The following is an 18403-nucleotide window of genomic DNA, read 5'->3' as shown; positions in this document are numbered from 1 at the left end:
CGCCTTTCGGCAACGTTTTTAAATTTGGCTAAGCCAAAAGATGCAAGTGGTTCAATATGAACCACTTGTTTTTTATTAACACCTCGTTGAGGTTTTGGAGTTGATACAAACATGAAAAAATTGTCCGCTTTTCTAGCCGGCACTGCGTGTGCTGCTGCTTTGTTCTCTAACATGGCAACAGCTGCAGATAAGGAACTAGTCTTTATGAACTGGGGTCCGTACATTTCAACGGAGCTACGTGAACAGTTCACCAAAGAAACGGGTATTAAAGTGATTTATTCGACTTATGAGTCGAATGAGACAATGTACGCTAAGTTAAAAGCTCACCCACAGGGTTATGACTTAGTGGTGCCATCAACTTACTTCGTTGCCAAAATGCGTGATGAAGGCATGCTACAGAAGATCGATAAATCGAAGCTTACCAACTTCAAAGAACTCGATAAGAACTACTTGGACAAACCTTTTGATCCAAACAACGACTACTCTATCCCGCACGTAATTGCGATGACTGGTCTAGCCGTTAACACTGATATGTATGATCCTGCTGATTTCCAAAGCTGGGCTGACTTATGGAAGCCTGAGCTGAAAGGTCAGCTAATGCTGATGGACGATACGCGTGAAGTATTCCACATCGCATTACGCAAATTGGGTTACTCAGGTAACACAACGGATCCTAAACAAATCGACGAAGCACACGAAGAGCTGAAAAAACTAATGCCAAACGTATTGGTATTCAACTCTGACAACCCAGCAGCTCCTTACCTAGCAGGTGAAGTGGGCTTAGGTATGCTTTGGAATGGTTCAGCGGCTGCAGCACAGAAAGAAGGTCTTCCAATTGAGCTAGTATGGCCAAAAGAAGGCGGTATTTTCTGGGTTGATAGCCTAGCGATCGCGAAAAACGCACAAAACGTTGAAGCGGCGCATAAGATGATCGATTTCTTGCTTCGCCCTGATGTAGCAGCAAAAATCTCAGAAGAGACGGGTTACTTAACCGCTGTAGAGAAATCTAACGCTAAGTACAAAGACAACCCTACTCTATTCCCACCTCAAGAAGATCTTGACCGTGGTGAATGGCAGGACTCTGTTGGCGACATGAATATTCACTACGAAAACTACTTCTTGGAGCTTAAAGCGGGTCAATAATTGCCTCTTTAATGGTTCAGAATTCATCTAAGGCTTCCCTCGGGAAGCCTTTTTTGATGCACATATCACCTACCAAATTGTTTTTATACGATTAATCACCTTTTTGTTATTTGCGTCTGTTATAATTCGCGCGCTTTAAATTTCTTAAATCTACACTAAGGAGAGACGGTTTCGCCGTCCGAGAACACCTAATACTTTAGTTGGAGCTATAAACAATGAAAAAATGGTCTTCCCTCGTCACTGGTGGCGTATGCGCTATGGCAATGATGGCTAACACAGCCGTGGCTGCGGATGAAGAACTGTACTTCTATAACTGGTCTGAATACATTCCTAACGAAGTGCTAGAGCAGTTCACCAAAGAAACAGGCATCAAGGTGATCTACTCGACTTACGAGTCGAACGAAACCATGTACGCCAAGTTAAAAACTCACGGTGAAGGCTATGATCTTGTTGTTCCTTCAACTTACTACGTATCTAAGATGCGTGAAGAAGGCATGCTACAGAAAATTGACCGTAGCAAACTTGCTCACTTCAAAGACTTGGATCCAAACTTCCTAAACAAGCCTTTTGACCCAAGCAACGACTACTCTATCCCATACATCTGGGGTGCAACCGGTATCGGTGTGAACACAGAGATGATGGATAAAGGCGAAATCAAAGGCTGGGCCGACTTCTGGGATACCAAGTGGGAAGGTCAGCTAATGATGATGGATGACGCACGTGAGTTCTTCCACATCGCGCTACGTAAACTGGGTTACTCTGCGAACACTCAAAACCCAGACGAAATCAAAGCGGCTTACGAAGAGCTGAAAAAGCTAATGCCAAACGTGTTGGTATTCAACTCAGACTACCCTGCGAACCCTTACATGGCTGGTGAAACATCACTAGGTATGCTTTGGAATGGTTCGGCATACATGGCACGCCAAGAAGGCGCTGAAATCGACATCGTATGGCCAAAAGAAGGCGCTATCTTCTGGATGGATAGCCTAGCAATCCCTGCAAGTGCGAAACACACTGAAGCCGCTCACAAGATGATCGACTTCCTACTTCGCCCTGAAAATGCAGCGAAAATTGCGATGGAAATTGGTTACCCAACGCCAGTTGAAACAGCAAAAGACAAACTACCAAAAGAGTTTGTTAACGATCCAAGCATCTACCCACCACAAGAAGTGATGGATGCTGGTGAATGGCAAAACAGTGTTGGTAGTGCAAATACCCTTTACGAAGAGTACTACCAAAAGCTAAAAGCGGGTCAATAATCGAATCGCTTATAATATAAAAAAACCAGCCAAACACGGCTGGTTTTTTATTTGTTAAGCAAAAACTAGATGCCATCGCGATGGTAAACATCACCATTCATGATTGTCATCAGCACGGGCACTTTGCTAATTTCGTACACATCGACATCAAATAAATTCTTCTCAAGCACCACAAGATCAGCAGCTTTACCGACTTCTATTGAACCGACGTTGTTCTCCTGCCCTAACGAATATGCCGCACCCATGGTATGAGCATGAATTGCTTCATCTAAAGTTAAGCGCAGTTTCTCCCCGCCTAATGGTGGTTTACGAGGTGGCTTAACGAACTGACGTGTAACCGCAACTTGAATTGTCACTAAAGGTTCGTGGGTTGCACTCCAACCTGCAACGGGCCAATCTGAACTAATCGCGACTCGCCCGCCGTTCTCGATTACAGCTCGAGGGTTAATAGTCGACTCCAGACGTTCTTTACCAACTCGACGCAAAGTGACGTTTTGTAATAACGCATCTCGCGCAGCCCAGTTAGTTTGAAAATCTGCAATTACATTCAGCGCTTTAAAGCGTGGCAAATCATCAGGGTGAATGAAATTGACATGACTTGCGGTATGACGGCGATCTCTCACCTCATTCTTCTTCGTTGCCGCTTCAACAGCATCTAAATAAATACGCGTAGCACCGTCACCAAAACAGTGGCAATAAGTATCAAACCCCGCAGCATCAGCTTCTGTTACCACCTTTGTTAAAACATCAGCAGGAATGATGGGCTCACCTTTCCAGCCATCATCACGATCACTGTATGGTTTTACAAATACTGCGTTTTGTTTATCGTCACCACCATCAACATTCACTTTTAAGCGTAAAACTTTGACCAAATCTGAGTTGTATTCCTTATGAACACGCTTCAGTTCAGGGATGGGGTCAACACTCGGGTCATTCCAATAAAAAGATGTCCAGGTTTTAAATCCAAGCTTCCCTTCTTTCTCTAGCTTTTGGTAAAGCTGCAAGCCTTCGTCTGTCGAAACACCTTGAATACCTGCATCAAATACCGTGGTAATTCCCGCTTGAGAAAACTTCGTAACCCAATTACGAAACCCTGCTTCTACATAGGCGGTATTCACGTCGGTTAATTTGGAAAGTACTGCTAGTTGCGCGGGTATTTCCACTATCCAGCCAGTTGGCTCACCATTTTCATCACGTTGAAAATAACTAAATGGTGGCTGTGTATCTGGCGTATCTTTGGTAATACCTGCAACTTCTAATGCTTTAGTATTTACCCAAGCAGAGTGACCATCAACAGCCCATAAATACACAGGACGCTTACTTTCAATCGCATCTAACTCTTCCTTGGTTGGCCCTGTTTCTGGAAACACATTAATGCGCCAACCATAACTTATTACTGGGTTTTGCTTAGGGTTATCCGCTAAATGCTGTTTAATTTTCGCCATCAACTCAGCTTTATCATCCGTTTCTAAGCGACTACCACTGGCGATTAACGACCCCGCCAAAGGATGAATATGATTATCAATAAACCCCGGAAGTACCATTTTCCCTTTTAAGTCGATCACTTCCGTTGTATTCCCGACCATTGGCGCAACTGCGTTATCATCACCAACAAAGATAATTTTACCGTCCTTAATCGCGACACTCTGCGCCCAAAGAGAAGCAGTATTAACCGTATAGATCTTTCCGTTTTTTAATACTTTATCAGCCACTGTAACATCGGCATTTGCGCTCATGCCCGCCACCATAAATAGCAACGCCATCACAACACTACATGCATGATAAAACCGAGAATTTAATCTGTTAAACATAAGCTACCTTCAAAGAGCTAATCGTGTTCAAAGTATAGACTCAGTAAAACAGTTAGAATGAGAAAGGAAGTTGGGACGAGAATCTTTTACTCACCAACATCAGTTATATTAATCTTCTTCTGGACGGCGATTAGAGGGATAAGTTTGCTTGTTAAACATGGCTTTGGTTTCTTCAGCGCTAAACTCAGGAAACGGATACGCCTTATTATCACGCCACTGCTGAACATCATGATGAGCTTGCTGCCGCTTTTGCAAATCTGGCTTATAGCCCTTTTCGACAAAAATCGTTTGGGATGGAAAGGCAAATTCTGTACCTGACTTATTTACTAATTCAAACAACTTCAACAAAATATCTTCACGTATTGCCCTATAAGTCAGCCAATCATTAGTGTTAATTTTTGCATAAACCTCAATATCAACCGAATGATCACCCAACTTACACAAGCGAACATTCAGTTTTTCTTCTAACACTAACGGATGCCCTATCATGAACTTACGCAATGACACGAGCAACAGCCGTAATTGTTCATCTGTTACATCGTAACGTATTGCAAGTGAGGTTCGCAGTAACCTATGCCTAATCAGCGAGTAGTTTTCAATTTCCATCTGACAGAAATCTGCATTGGGGATCGTCACCAACTTATCATCTAACCGTCTAATACGCGTTGAGCGCAGACCTATCTCTTCCACCGTACCTTGCTGCTGACCAAACTTACAAAAATCACCAATGCGCACTGGTTTATCCGCGAATAAAGTAAAGCCAGCAATAATATTTTCTAACGTCGGCCTTGCTGCTAACGCAATGGCTAATCCTCCAAGCCCGACCCCAGCTAATACTGGAGTTAAATCAAAACCAAGGTACTTAGCAGCAAACAAGATGAGAGTCAGACTAACCACAACCCCACTTAATCTAGCAACCGCTTTAATTAAGTGTGCATCAATACTTTGATAGAGTATTTTTTGTGAAACGATAAGGTATTCAGCGATCAGCTGCATGAAAAGGTACACCGCCCAAATAGACGAAGCGAAGCTGATCACCCATAAACCCTTTGATGAAAATGCCATTGCGCCAAAACGCAATGCGATAACATCCGACAGTATCAAGCTAACAACCGTAGGCAACACCGCCAAGAGCAGCGACAAGATAAATTGATTTTGAATACGTGCAGGAAGTTTATGGCTAAAGAAGTGTTCTCGTTTAACAAACATTTTAATCGCAACAATGCCAGCAACGAGGATAATCACTGACGCAACCCACTTCCATACAGGGTTACGTAAAACCTGATAAAGCGCCAAATCTGGCAAACGATTAACCCACTGATAAGGAAAATAAATATCTGGACGATTTACAAACTGCTCATAGTTACCCGCATGATAATGAGTGCGAATGGGTAAGTGTTTTACGGCTTCATAATAATGGTAGATATTTTCAATCGTACTCGGACTAAACAAAAATTCACCCGACCGTTCACCATTTGCTACACGATGAATGAGAATATTTGTCTTCGGTAATTTCCATTGCTCAATCTCATCACGCAGGGTTTGTTGTTTATTGGGAATCGCTTCAACGTCAGGTAAACCAATTCGATTGATTACCTCATAAAGCAACAAGCTAGCTTCTATTGCTGTCGTTTGCTTCAAATCTGGTGAAACTTGGCTAAGGTCGAGATAATACTCAGCCCGTTGAAAAGACTTAATTAAGTATGAAGGATGCTGCCCTGCATCAAAGGAAGCGAGTGAATCTGAGGTATAACGCATAAAGCTCTCAATTGTGGTTCGAGGGCTTGAGGTGTCAGGCATTTCTAATGGCGAGTCTTGTAGCGGTGCCGCTTGCAGTGAAAACACACAAGCGAGCACCATTACAACGAGTTGACTCATTATTCGGTTAAGAAATAAGATGACCTCTTGCCTACTACTAGGCAAGCTTCTGTCTTGGTTTTTACCCAACATCCACTTAGCATTAACTCGTATAAATAAAACATCATTAACGCTAAGTGTAATAATTAGGATGTCATTCGGTTTTCTTTAATCTAATAATCTTGTCAGTTAATACCAACAAATAACGGAACATCCATATTCTTCAATAGCACTTAACTCATAGGAACAACTTGGTAATCCTGAATCTTAATTTCACCATCAGAAGTTGATACCAGCCAAGTTTCATTTACATTTAAATCAATTGTTTCGCCTTTAAACACAGACTCCATAAAAGTCTCAGCCTTTAAGCGAACACGAAGTTCGAGTTGATAGCCTTGCTCTGATGGCTTCATCGTAAATTGTTCAACCAAATGTTCACAGCCTGATTTAAAGGTAGCCTTCAGGTTTGAATACCATTCACTAAACCCTTCATGACCTTTGAAATTCCCCTCAGGCGTACTCAGTACAGCATCTGAAGCTAAAAACTGTGTAAAGTATTTTTCGTCATCTGACAACACATCGAATTTAGCAAACCATTGATGAACAAAATTACGTAAAAGACGTTCATCTGATTCAGTTACACGACGGATCTCCGACACAAGACGATCTGTGTGTGCTCGTGCTCTTGCTTGAACTTCATCCAGCTCGTTATATACGCCAGGAATGTACACCATACGATGAGTGTACACTGGCTTGTGGTAATTCATGCCAGCCAGATAAGCGGTCTGCTGTAGGGGGTATATAAACTGCTCAATTGTGAAGTGGTTATAGCCTTGAGGATCGTATGACTCTTCAGGCCCACCAATCGTAAAAGATAAGAAGAAATCTTTACCTTTTAGCTTATTACCCTCAGGTCCATAGGCAAAATTAAAACTCATCACGTCATCCACCCACTTTTTTAGCAGCGCCGGAACGGAATACCAATAAAATGGGAATTGAAGAACGATCACATCAGCTTCAAGCAATGCAGCCTGCTCGGCTTCAACATCAATCTGGTAATCAGGATATAAACGATCAAGACGACGAACCGACACATCATCTAGTTGAGTTTGCAAGCCATCAAGAATAACCGTATTGGTGAATGACGCTTCTAGATTTGGATGACCAGAAATCACAATTGTTTTACTCATAATACTGTCTCTATCTGCTTAGTCTCATTTGATAAGACAATTCTATGAGCTGCGATTATGTAGTTTAAGACCGACTTTAGCTAAATGACTATTAGGTAAAAGCTAATAATCAACTAAAATACATTTAATCAATTCTCGTGGTGATATGGCATAAACAATGAAAGGTGCAAGTTATAATCAATTATTAATATTTCACGCCATTGTCCGTGAAGGTTCAATCTCAGGCGCTGCACGTAAATTAGAAATTGCTCCTCCCTCTGTCAGCCAATCGCTAAAATCATTGGAAACGCAGCTTGGCTTACCACTTTTTACTCGAACAACGCGCCGAGTTGAGCCAACAGAGGCAGGTCAATTGCTGTACGATAAAACAGTAGGTATTGTTGCTGATTTATCTAGCGCTTTTGAAAGTGTCAGCGACCTCAGCGAACGCCCTTCTGGGCGTGTTTCAATCACCATGCCTCGCTTTGCTTATCAATCACTTATACAGCCTATTTATGATGAGTTTTGTGCTCGTTATCCACAGATCGAGCTTGAGTTTTCTATCTCAGATGGGACGGTTGATATTATAAAAGAAGGGATCGACTTGGGGATTCGATTTGGTGATAAAGTCGAAGAAGGCATGGTTGCGAGACAACTTACCCCTAAGCTACGTGAAGCTTTATTTGCCTCCCCTGCGTACATACAAAAACACGGCATACCTAAAAGTATTGAAGAACTGAAACAGCATAAGCTCATTCAATACCGTTTCATTACTTCAAACCAATTAGCACCATTAATCCTTAGTAAAGACGACTCTACCGTACACGTTGATGTTATGACCTCTCTCGTCGTTAATGATACGGATATTATGGTAGATGCAGCGATGAAAGGACTGGGGATCGGTCGTATCGTTACTCCGTTAGTAGAAAGCTACTTTTCTAATGGTCAACTCATTCCGGTACTAGAAAAACATTGGTATAACACGGCAGGGCTTTATCTTTACTTTCATCGCAACACGCAAAAAGCACGTCGAGTAAGGGTATTGATTGATTTTCTTTACGAGAAATTACTTCATGGGAGTGATTCGTAGTATTAATCAATTATTATACGCCCCAGAGCCTTTAAACTAGGGGCGTCTTGCTCATATCAAATTATTAATATCATGGTGTAAAGAGCTACCTCTAAATAACCGTTGAGTCACTTAATAGCTCACCAACTAAAGCAGGAACGAGATCGGTTGCCTTGCCATAACGCTTTTCTGCGAACTCACTCTCAACCTCACTGGGTTCTAGATTTAGCTCGATCGTATGTGCGCCATGCAAAGCCGCTTCATGAACAAAGCCAGCCGCTGGATATACAGCACCAGAGGTACCAATGGAAATAAAGAGATCGGCTTCCACGATCGCTTGATGAATTTGTGACATTCCAATCGGCATCTCGCCAAACCACACGACATTGGGGCGCATAGGTGCCGGAATTTGACAGCAGTGGCAATGATCATCTAATGAAATATCACCACTCCAATCAATCGACTGCCCAGTTTCACTACACTGTGCTTTTAGTAATTCACCATGCATGTGGATGATATTTTTACTTCCCGCCATCTCGTGTAGGTTATCAATATTTTGGGTAACCAAAGTTACTTTGCCATCAAGCTTTTGCTCTAGTTCAGCGAGTGCTTGGTGAGCAGCATTAGGCTCAACAGTGCCGCTCTCTAATTGCTGACGACGCAAGTTATAGAAGTTTTGTACCAAAGCAGGATCACGGTGATAACCTTCAGGCGTCGCTACATCTTCAATACGGTGGCTTTCCCATAAGCCATCTTGGTCACGAAATGTTCGGATGCCACTCTCAGCAGAAATGCCAGCGCCGGTAAGTACGACAATATTACGGTAGGGAAAAAGCATAATGGTATCCTTCTGCTGGTAATGATTTCTTTCTTTAGTTCTTTATTAGTTATACCACTAAAACTTTGTGGTTATAAGGTAAGTCTGTTAGACAATAGTCTAATAAGTCAGTGAGTTAATAGGCATTCTTTATATTTACCCTACCTCTCAACACATAATTATCTACCTATACAGCTCAGTCACCTACCAAGCTATTAGAAGTCATGATTGTGGATGTTGAGAAATACTCATTGTATGAGTTTAGTAGTTTCCACTTCGCTAAAAGTTATAGTGCATTAGTAAGCGGGTATCTGGGGGCGTTTTATGCAGTACTCACCCTATCAATATCCATACGATACCTGCCATAGCCAGCTATCGTGATAAATATAAAAAAACGCCGCAATATACATTGCGGCGTTCTAATATCATGAAATCAAATTAAGTTGATTATGATGTCTTTTGGCTTGGCTCGCCTTTCGCTTCTGCTTCAACTTTTTCATCATAACCTGGTTGGTTTTCAGGAAGATCTTTCACTTCTTCATACCATAGGTCGTGGTGTTCTTTAGCCCAAGTTTCGTCAACTTCACCCGTGATCATGCCATCGAGTGCTGCTTCCATACCGAATAGACCGATGTAAATGTGGAAGATGAAACCACAAATCAGAATCAGTGCAGAGAACATGTGAACAAGGTTCGACAGCTCCATATCACGGCGAGTTTGCTCGAAGATTGGGAAATCAAGAACAAAACCACTTACCGCAGCGATAGCACCGAAGAAAATCAGTAGCCAGTAAATCGCTTTTTCACCACCGTTTGAGAAGCCCGCTGATGGATGAGTACCTTTATGCTTACCCACCATGCCGCCCATTTTCATGAACCAGCGTACGTCAACCATGTTGAAGATACTCTTGCGCCACCACTTAAACAGCACAGCCATCAACAAGATGAAGAAGATTGGACCGATATAGTTGTGGTATTGCTTAGCGGCGTAGATGATCCAACCCCATAGCTCGGTAGGTAAAATTGGTTTCAAGAAGTGCTTACCGTAAACCAAAGTCAAACCACTAAACGCCAGCGTTAGGAAGGTAAATGCCATGCTCCAGTGAAGTGCACGGTCCAAACGGCTCCAACGCTTGATTTTACGACCTGTTTTTGGCTTGCTCAGCTTCAGTGGACCAACAACGACGTATGCCAATGTCACCATCGCCAAGCTACCGAAGATAGCGAGTGCGCCAAGTGGTGACATCCACTTTTCTTTCAATACGTACCATGTTTGTCCCGGTACACTGATCAACACACCGTGTTCTGGTGATTTTGATGTGGTGTAACCTTCTTGACCATCCTTGACCATGCGCCAGTAATCAGCGCCAGCAAAACCTACGATTTCTTTTTGAACCACAGATTCGCCTAAGCGCTCGATATCCGTTGATTGATTGGCTTCTTCACTTGCAGTTACTGACAGAGAGAAAGTCAGCACGAAGGCAGTGATAAGTAAAGAGAACCACTGTTGGATTCGCTTAGTCATTGAAACTCCTGACTGTTTGATAACAGTTAGCAGGGCTGGCATGCAGCCCTGCTGATTTAGATTAACGGCGTACCGTTATGCTTTACGTACTTTACCAGCGTCGAAAGCTAGCTCATCAACATTGATGTTGCTCGCCCAACCCGCTTCTTTTGCACCACGTGCAACTACGCGCTCACGGTATACATCCGAAATCTTCGCTGCATCACCCGCTAGTAGTGCTTTGGTTGAACAAAGTGATGCACACATTGGTAGTTTGCCTTCAGCAATACGGTTAGCACCGTACTTCTGACGCTCTTCATCAGAGCCAGGCTCAACACCTACACCACCTGCACAGAAAGTACATTTATCCATTTTGCCACGCTCTGCAAACGCTTCCTGTTTAGGGAATTGAGGCGCACCAAACGGACAAGCAAACAGACAGTAACCACAACCGATACATAGATCTTTGTTGTGACGTACGATGCCGTCTTCTGTTTGTTCAAAACAGTCAGCCGGACAAACCGCCATACAAGGTGCATCACTACAATGCATACACGCTACAGAGATAGAGGTTTCGCCAACTTCACCATCGTTAAGAGTGACAACGCGACGGCGTTGAATACCCCACTCTAGTGCATCATCGTTTTCGTTTTTACATGCAGTAACACAGCCGTTGCACTCGATACAACGCTTAGAGTCACAAAGAAATTTCATACGTGCCATTTGATGACTCCTTACGCTTTAGAGATCTTACATAGAGTTACTTTAGTTTCCTGCATTTGAGTAACAGGATCGTAACCGTATGTGGTTGCAATGTTTGCTGATTCGCCCGATACATACGGAACAGAACCTTCAGGGTAATTGCCGCGTAAGTCTTCACCTTGGAACTTACCGCCGAAGTGGAACGGAATGAACGCCAGACCAGGTTTCACACGACGTGTCACCATAGCTTTAACGTGGATGCGGCCTTTCTCTGCACCTTCAACCCACACCATGTCGCCGTCACGGAAACCAAGATCGTTCGCATCTTTCGGGTTCACTTCTACAAACATTTCTTGTTGTAGTTCAGCTAGCCATGGGTTTGAACGTGTTTCATCACCACCACCTTCGTACTCAACCAGACGACCAGAAGTCAGGATGATTGGGTAGTCTTGCGATACGTCTTTCTCTTGGATTGACTTGTAAAGCGTTGGTAGACGGAACATTGCTTCGCTGTCATCCCACGTAGGGTAATCAGCAACAAGATCACGACGAGGTGTGTACAGTGGCTCACGGTGTAGCGGTACTGCGTCTGGGAATGTCCAAACAACTGCACGCGCTTTTGCGTTACCGTAAGGGATACAACCGTGTTTGATTGCTACGCGCTGGATACCACCAGAAACGTCAGTCTTCCAGTTTTTACCTTCAGCCGCTGCTTTTTCTTCAGCTGTTAGCTCGTCCCACCAACCTAGTTGTTTCAGCAGTTTGCTGCTGAATTCTGGGTAGCCGTCTTCAAGCTCACAACCAAGAGAGTAGCTGTCTTCAGCCAATAGACTTACACCGTCACGTTCTACACCGAAGCGCGCACGGAAGTTACCACCACCTTGAGCAACCGTCTTAGATGTATCGTAAAGAATGTGCGTACCTGGGTGCATCATCTCTGGCGTACCCCAACATGGCCATGGTAGACCGTAAGTTTCGCCGTTGATTGGACCACCTTCAGCTTCTAGCGACGTTTTGTTAAACGTGTGCCAGTTTTGTTGGTGTGCTTTTAGACGCTCAGGGCTTTGACCTGTGTAACCGATAGTCCACATACCCTTGTTGTATTCACGGGTAACGTCTTCGATCACAGGTTGATTGTTTTCAACGCGGATGTGTTTGAATAGCTGATCAGCAAGACCCAGCTTAGTTGCAAGCAGGTACATGATTTCGTGGTCAGGCTTAGATTCAAACAAAGGTTGAATAACTTGGTCACGCCATTGGATTGAACGGTTAGTTGCCGTTACAGAGCCGTAAGTTTCAAATTGGGTTGTTGCTGGTAGCAGGTAAACGCCGTCAGTACGACCGTTCATTGCCGCTGCAACACCTGGGTATGGGTCAACAATAACCATCATATCCAGTTTGCCCATTGCTTTACGCATTTCTGGACCACGTGTTTGTGAGTTCACGGCGTGACCCCAGTAGAACATGGCACGGATGTTATCGTTCTGCTCGATGTTGTCTTTGTTTTCAAGTACACCATCGATCCAACGAGATACAGGAATACCTGCATTGTTCATTGGTTTCTTACCACGGTAGTCAGCTTGGTCGAAACGACCTTTTAACCACTCGTAGTCAACATCCCAAACGCCTGCCCAGTGTTTCCATGCACCTTCAGAAAGGCCGTAGTAACCTGGTAGGTTGTCAGATAGTACGCCAAAGTCAGTTGCACCCTGTACGTTATCGTGACCACGGAAGATGTTAGCACCACCACCCGCTTTACCCATGTTGCCTAGTGCAAGTTCAAGGATACAGTAAGCACGAGTGTTGTTGTTACCAGTCGTATGCTGAGTACCACCCATACACCAAACAACACAACCCGGACGGTTTTCAGACAGTGTTTTCGCTGTGCGGTAAACTTCTGCTTCAGGCACGCCAGTTACGCGCTCAACTTCTGCTGGAGTCCACTTCGCTACTTCTTTGCGAACGTCTTCCATACCGTAAACACGTTGACGGATGAACTCTTTGTCTTCCCAACCGTTTTTGAAGATGTGGTATAGCACACCCCAGATGAACGCAACGTCAGAACCTGGACGTAGCGATACGTATTCGTCAGCTTTTGCAGCAGTACGAGTACGACGTGGATCCGCAACAACAATCTTACAACTGTTCTTCTCTTTCGCGATCAGAATGTGCTGCATTGCTACTGGGTGAGCTTCAGCGGCGTTAGAACCAATGAACAGAATCGACTTACAGTTGTGCATGTCGTTCAGTGAGTTGGTCATTGCACCGTAACCCCAAGTGTTCGCTACACCTGCAACCGTAGTTGAGTGACAGATACGCGCCTGGTGGTCAACGTTATTAGTACCCCAAAGAGATACCATCTTACGGAACAAGTACGCTTGTTCGTTGTTGTGCTTCGCAGAACCTAGCCAGTAAACAGAATCTGGACCCGACTCTTCACGAATCTTAAGAACATTCTTACTTACTTCGTCTAGTGCTTGCTCCCAGCTTAGTTTGGTCCACTTACCGTTAACCAACTTCATTGGGTACTTCAGACGACGCTCACCGTGACCGTGTTCACGTAGTGCTGCACCTTTCGCACAGTGTCCACCAGCGTTAAAAGGGTGGTCAAAAGCAGGTTCTTGGCCAGTCCAGACACCTTCTTGCACTTCAGCGTAGATACCACAGCCCACAGAACAGTGAGAACAAATAGTACGTTTAATTTCAGTTGGCGCAGAGCGATCCACTTCTTTCGCTTCTGCTTTTTTCATCATGCCCGGAGCGAACATGCTTGCACCCGCAACACCACCAGCAGCCGCTAGTGACGTGTTACGAAGGAAAGTACGACGAGATACACCTAATTGGTTTTCGTCCTTGCTCACGTTATCGGAACGTTTTGTCAGTTTCATTTAATGCTCCGCTTACAAGGTTTCGTAGTAGTCGCGAATGTGTTGAGTTTCGCGATAGCCAGTTGTTTTAGTTTCTTTCGCTTCAGGCTTTTCTACCTTCGCATTAGCTGTTGTTGCTGTACCCGCAACAACCGCACCTGCGGCCACGCTCAGACCAATGTTTTTCAACAATTGGCGGCGACCCTCATTAGGTTTATTTTGCTCACTCATGGAAGCATGCTCCTTTATCGTTTAGTCCGACGTTGCGGCAATCGATAGTTTGTTATAGCTATAATGACGACAGTTCAGTCACTCAAGGCAAAGTGCAGGATTAAGCCTGCACCTCCGACTTAAACAAATCGTGTCTTTTCTACAGTCAAAAATTGCAAAGCCAATTCACCAATAGCGCTATAGAACACAGCACTGTCGGCAGACTTTAAATCGGCACAAAAACGTTCAAACCAAGTCGCGATATGACGGTTAAAAAACGTTTTTTGTAGATGGTCATCGCCCCCTTCCACCAGCATTGCCATTACTTCAAGTAGGGCTGCAATGTGGTCTTCCGGTTCTTTCACTTCTTCTTCGCGCTCAAAACCAAGTTGAGCTAAATCACGACGAAGGTGTGCCAAAGGCATTTCCATCAAAGATCCTGTTAGGTACCAAGAGCCAAATGGCACGATCTCGCCACGACCGATACCAATAAATAGGTCTTGATATTCTTCCTTCACAGAAATAGGTGTTGCTTTCTCAGCTGCCAACTTCACCAAAGGCCAAGTTGCCGCCATACCTGAAATATGAGGCTGAGGAGTTGCAACATCTAAAGTAGAGAGCCAGTTAAGAATATTTTCGTCAGGCGCTTGGCGCAGCAGGTGTGCCAGCATGCCGTAAATATCTACACGTAGGGAGGTCTCTTCGTTTTGCATTACTTGTTGTTCCATGGGTTATTGCCTACACCTTTAACTGACTTTCAGGATCGCTTTCCATCTGCGCAAAAATATCGCGTACACGACAGTCTTCACACATAGATAAACGACGGATAGCTTCGCCTTGAAATTGCGAGTGACCTTGTAACTTTTCAGTTAGCATTTTCACCATAGAAGCAGGTGCGAAAGCTTTACCACAATTGGTACAACAAGCTGCCTCTTCTTCATGAACAACTTTGGCTTCTGTACGCGATTCAGCATCCCAATTGAAACCCGGTTTCATTGAAATCACTTTCTCAGGACATGCTTTTTCACACATGCCACATTGCACACAATCTTGTTCAATAAATAGAAGGCCCGGACGATCGCCAATAGCATGTAGGGCGCGAGTTGGACAAACCGACACACAACTCATACATAAAGTACAATCTTGCGTCTGACATTCCACAGAGCCAAAAGGCGCATTAGCAGGAAGTTCAGAGCGTGTTGGTTTAACCTCAGCCGCTTGTGTTAGCAGATTCAGAGCCGCGAATAATTTGTCGCGTTTTGTACCTTCAAAACGTGTTTGTTCCGCTGGGATCAACGCAGCGTCATATGCTGTGAAGTTCTCTGCATCAGCAAAATCAAACAGACAAATACGATCAGCGTCATAACCCAATTCCGTCAAGAAGGCTTGCGCAATTGAGATTTCATCAGCCAGAACACGATCAATCGTTGCTGGAATGTAAGCCGTATTCGTAGCCAAAAGAACTTGATGGGCGCCGTAAGCTAATGCACTAAACCAAGTATCCACACCCACTGTTGCCAGTTCTTCTAAAGCAACTGGAATCACAGTAGAAGGAAGTGTTGAAAGCGCATTAACAACTGCTTGCTCATCACGGTTACCGTAAAACAGAATAGTAGGCTTCTCGCCACCTTCTGCCTGATAACGCTCTAAAAGGCGAAACACAAAATGTTGCGTGTTATCAGGATCTGGTAATGCATAACTGATCGCTTCAGTTGGACAAGCCGTTGCACACGTCCCTACCCCTTGACACAAATACGGATTGATCTCGATAGCATGACCATTACTGGTAAGTGCACCAGCAGGACAAGCATCAACACAACGATCACAACCACTCACACCACGAGATGAATGAGCACAAATGTCAGGATTCAAACGGAAATATTTTGGTTTATCAAACGTACCTACCATAGCAGGAAGTTCTTCCACCAAATCAGCAACAACAGCACGACCTCGACCTGCTGCGTAATAACCAGGAGCTGGGATTTCAGTATCCACAACGCCTTCTGCAGTCATATCAAGAACGATATCAAAGCTATTACGACCAAGTGCAACAGTAGCTAGGTTTACTTGGGTATCTGTAATTGTTCCGTCTACACGACACATTACTTCAAACGCACCAAGGTAACCTTTTACTGACACCGCTTGGCTAAAGAACAGGTTCTCAACTTTTTCAGCGGTCGCTGATTTTTCAGTCGCCAGAAGCGTCACTGAATTAAGTGCTGAGAATTGATTTGCCAATGCTGTAATTGTTGCCTGCTCACCAATGATCAAAAGATTTCCGCGGCTCTCGTAAGAAACCGTCGGTGGAATCAAGTTCGCCAACTCAACTGTGCCAGTTACAGCAGCAAGACGAGCTGTCGCGTGTTGATCTTTGGTTGCTAGTGCTTCAAGTGTACTTTTTAACATTCTTATTCCTGTGTACTCGTCACCGCTAGTGGATGCCGATTGAAGGTTAAATTACAAATTTATCAACCTTCGCTCTGTATAAGAGCAATAACCGATCCAACTTTTAACGGAATAAAATGACCTAAAAGGAACTAAAGTCTGAAGGGGAGATTTGGGCGGATAGTGCGTGAGACATTTTGTCTCTTGCTATGCATCCGTATGCGCCAAAATGTCCCGCTTATTTTTAAGGGTATTTTTCCCTTTTTGTCCCAGTACTGTTTTTACTTAACTTTTTTCGCTATCAAGTTAAGCGTGTTTTACTTCATCACTCTCTTTAAGTGATGCTTGAGCAGACTCATCAATCGAATCTGTCTCGGTATTTTGTGCTAAACGTGTCTTGGCATCAGTATGGTTACCCTCACCCGCTGCTTGTTGATCAATTTGACCTATTTCATTTGCAGCTTGTGTTTGAGTAACCTCGGTAGGGATTGATGTTTCAACACCCGTTTGCAGATTGGCTTCTGTGCCAACCTCCAAACTTGTTTGGCCCAAAGTGTCCGTTTGCGCAGAAGCCGTTGCTGAAGTTGATGCGTTATCTACATCGGTTTCTGCTAGTGCTTCTACTTTCTCAGCTGCTTCATTCACCCAATTACGTAATTGCTTAACAACTGACGTATCAAGTTTAGGTACATTTGAGAAATCTTCCGTGTGATCGTCCATGTCACTGATATAGTTAAACTCATCTGAATGAAACAACTTACGCAGTGCTGCTTTCTTAACGGATTTCTCAACCCCTTGTTTAAGAAATGCAGCTGCGCCAGACTGATAGTTCACTTTCTCGACATCATTTAAAGAAGGTGCTTCATCTGAAAGCTCAGACTCTTGAATAACACCGTCGCTATCAATCTGCGTTTCAACAATCGCTTCACTCTCAACCGCCGCCTCTAAGGTGTTGGTTTGAGCCATCGCTTGGCTTTCACCATCCGCGCTTGGTAAATCGACGCTTGTTTCATTCAAGTCAGATGCGATTACATCTTCTTGAACCTGTTCAACATTCTCTTGGCGAGCCGATAGTTTTCGACTCGACCAACGTTGAAAAAAGTTAGTTGCCACTTGAACGACCTTTGCCTTGTTTGTTTTTGCATTTCTTGCGTTTGCTCTCGATCAACTCACCATGTCGACCAATGAAAGCTTCCATCCATGCTTGAACAGGTAAAGGCGTTTTGATGTGAAGAACTTGGTAATCACCGTCCATATAACTTGCTGCGACCGCTTGAGCCGCAGTAATTTGAACGGGCTTTAATTGCTCGTCTTCTTCTTCACAAACAATGAATAAATGCGGATCACGCGAACTTAAGTTAAATCGGTAATCCGAACGCTCGTCGCGATACAGTTCTAAAGGCAATACATGACTGTCTTCAGCGCGATGCTCTTCATGCAAAGCAACATCTTCAATAGACCATGACAAAGTAGACCAACGTCCGACCTGCTTTTCTTCGGAAACTAATCGGAATGCGATAGGCCACAGTGATTCATTCTTATTCAGTTCAGGCACATTTACTCCTTTTCCCTAGCTATCATTGTGAATGCATTAGCTACTACGATACGAGT

14 protein-coding genes and 1 pseudogene are annotated in these 18403 nt (G+C 44.0%); 3 read left to right on the top strand and 12 right to left on the bottom strand.

Features of this window, described 5'->3' with window-relative positions; all coding sequences use genetic code 11:
• Nucleotides 1-111 precede the first annotated feature (111 nt).
• Both A3K86_RS02870 and A3K86_RS02865 read left to right on the top strand, forming a co-directional pair.
• Nucleotides 112-1143 (top strand): extracellular solute-binding protein, encoded by a 1032-nt coding sequence (locus A3K86_RS02870; RefSeq protein WP_068327403.1) that lies wholly within the window; start codon nucleotides 112-114, stop codon nucleotides 1141-1143.
• 215 nt (nucleotides 1144-1358) lie between these two features.
• The gene (locus A3K86_RS02865) at nucleotides 1359-2402 is read left to right on the top strand and encodes an extracellular solute-binding protein (protein WP_068327400.1); all 1044 of its coding nucleotides are present in this window, start codon (nucleotides 1359-1361) and stop codon (nucleotides 2400-2402) included.
• Between the two features lie 65 nt (nucleotides 2403-2467).
• Here the strand turns inward: A3K86_RS02865 and A3K86_RS02860 are convergent, their stop codons facing one another.
• The 3 genes from A3K86_RS02860 to A3K86_RS02850 form a co-directional block, all read right to left on the bottom strand.
• On the bottom strand, nucleotides 2468-4213 hold the full coding sequence (locus tag A3K86_RS02860; protein ID WP_084406482.1) for an amidohydrolase: 1746 nt from the start codon (nucleotides 4211-4213) through the stop codon (nucleotides 2468-2470).
• 108 nt (nucleotides 4214-4321) lie between these two features.
• Nucleotides 4322-5854 (bottom strand): mechanosensitive ion channel family protein, encoded by a 1533-nt coding sequence (locus A3K86_RS02855; RefSeq protein ID WP_162844296.1) that lies wholly within the window; start codon nucleotides 5852-5854, stop codon nucleotides 4322-4324.
• A 449-nt stretch (nucleotides 5855-6303) separates the two neighbouring features.
• The gene (locus tag A3K86_RS02850; RefSeq protein ID WP_068327394.1) at nucleotides 6304-7260 is read right to left on the bottom strand and encodes an NAD(P)H-dependent oxidoreductase; all 957 of its coding nucleotides are present in this window, start codon (nucleotides 7258-7260) and stop codon (nucleotides 6304-6306) included.
• A gap of 157 nt (nucleotides 7261-7417) precedes the next feature.
• On the opposite strand from A3K86_RS02850, the gene A3K86_RS02845 reads away from it, so the two are divergent.
• Nucleotides 7418-8329, top strand: a complete 912-nt coding sequence (locus tag A3K86_RS02845; RefSeq protein WP_068327391.1) for a LysR family transcriptional regulator — start codon at nucleotides 7418-7420, stop codon at nucleotides 8327-8329.
• Nucleotides 8330-8420: 91 nt separating this feature from the next.
• Here A3K86_RS02845 and cobB read toward each other — a convergent pair.
• The 9 genes and pseudogenes from cobB to A3K86_RS02800 form a co-directional block, all read right to left on the bottom strand.
• Nucleotides 8421-9164, bottom strand: a pseudogene (gene cobB, locus A3K86_RS02840) (Sir2 family NAD+-dependent deacetylase); the annotation flags it as partial.
• Nucleotides 9165-9572: 408 nt separating this feature from the next.
• Complete coding sequence (locus A3K86_RS02835) at nucleotides 9573-10649, bottom strand: formate dehydrogenase subunit gamma (protein ID WP_068327385.1); 1077 nt, start codon at nucleotides 10647-10649, stop codon at nucleotides 9573-9575.
• Between the two features lie 75 nt (nucleotides 10650-10724).
• Nucleotides 10725-11351: a formate dehydrogenase FDH3 subunit beta gene (gene fdh3B / locus A3K86_RS02830; RefSeq protein ID WP_068327382.1), complete on the bottom strand. Its 627-nt coding sequence runs from the start codon at nucleotides 11349-11351 to the stop codon at nucleotides 10725-10727.
• 11 nt (nucleotides 11352-11362) lie between these two features.
• Complete coding sequence (locus A3K86_RS02825) at nucleotides 11363-14218, bottom strand: formate dehydrogenase subunit alpha (protein WP_068327379.1); 2856 nt, start codon at nucleotides 14216-14218, stop codon at nucleotides 11363-11365.
• A 12-nt stretch (nucleotides 14219-14230) separates the two neighbouring features.
• Complete coding sequence (locus A3K86_RS02820; protein ID WP_068327377.1) at nucleotides 14231-14428, bottom strand: formate dehydrogenase subunit or accessory protein; 198 nt, start codon at nucleotides 14426-14428, stop codon at nucleotides 14231-14233.
• Between the two features lie 119 nt (nucleotides 14429-14547).
• Nucleotides 14548-15135 (bottom strand): TorD/DmsD family molecular chaperone, encoded by a 588-nt coding sequence (locus A3K86_RS02815; protein ID WP_068327374.1) that lies wholly within the window; start codon nucleotides 15133-15135, stop codon nucleotides 14548-14550.
• 10 nt (nucleotides 15136-15145) lie between these two features.
• Nucleotides 15146-16813 carry a 4Fe-4S binding protein gene (locus A3K86_RS02810; RefSeq protein WP_068327370.1) on the bottom strand — a complete coding sequence of 556 codons (1668 nt, stop codon included), beginning with the start codon at nucleotides 16811-16813 and terminating at the stop codon, nucleotides 15146-15148.
• A gap of 285 nt (nucleotides 16814-17098) precedes the next feature.
• The gene (locus tag A3K86_RS02805) at nucleotides 17099-17905 is read right to left on the bottom strand and encodes a DUF3306 domain-containing protein (protein ID WP_068327368.1); all 807 of its coding nucleotides are present in this window, start codon (nucleotides 17903-17905) and stop codon (nucleotides 17099-17101) included.
• Complete coding sequence (locus A3K86_RS02800; protein WP_068327363.1) at nucleotides 17895-18347, bottom strand: DUF3305 domain-containing protein; 453 nt, start codon at nucleotides 18345-18347, stop codon at nucleotides 17895-17897. The genes A3K86_RS02805 and A3K86_RS02800 overlap by 11 nt, the downstream gene beginning before the upstream one ends.
• Nucleotides 18348-18403 lie beyond the last annotated feature (56 nt).

It is taken from the genome of Photobacterium jeanii, assembly GCF_001650345.1.
GTDB lineage: Bacteria > Pseudomonadota > Gammaproteobacteria > Enterobacterales > Vibrionaceae > Photobacterium > Photobacterium jeanii.
The sequence above is the reverse complement of the archived record's forward strand: the minus strand, read 5'-3'. Positions and strand labels throughout refer to the sequence as shown.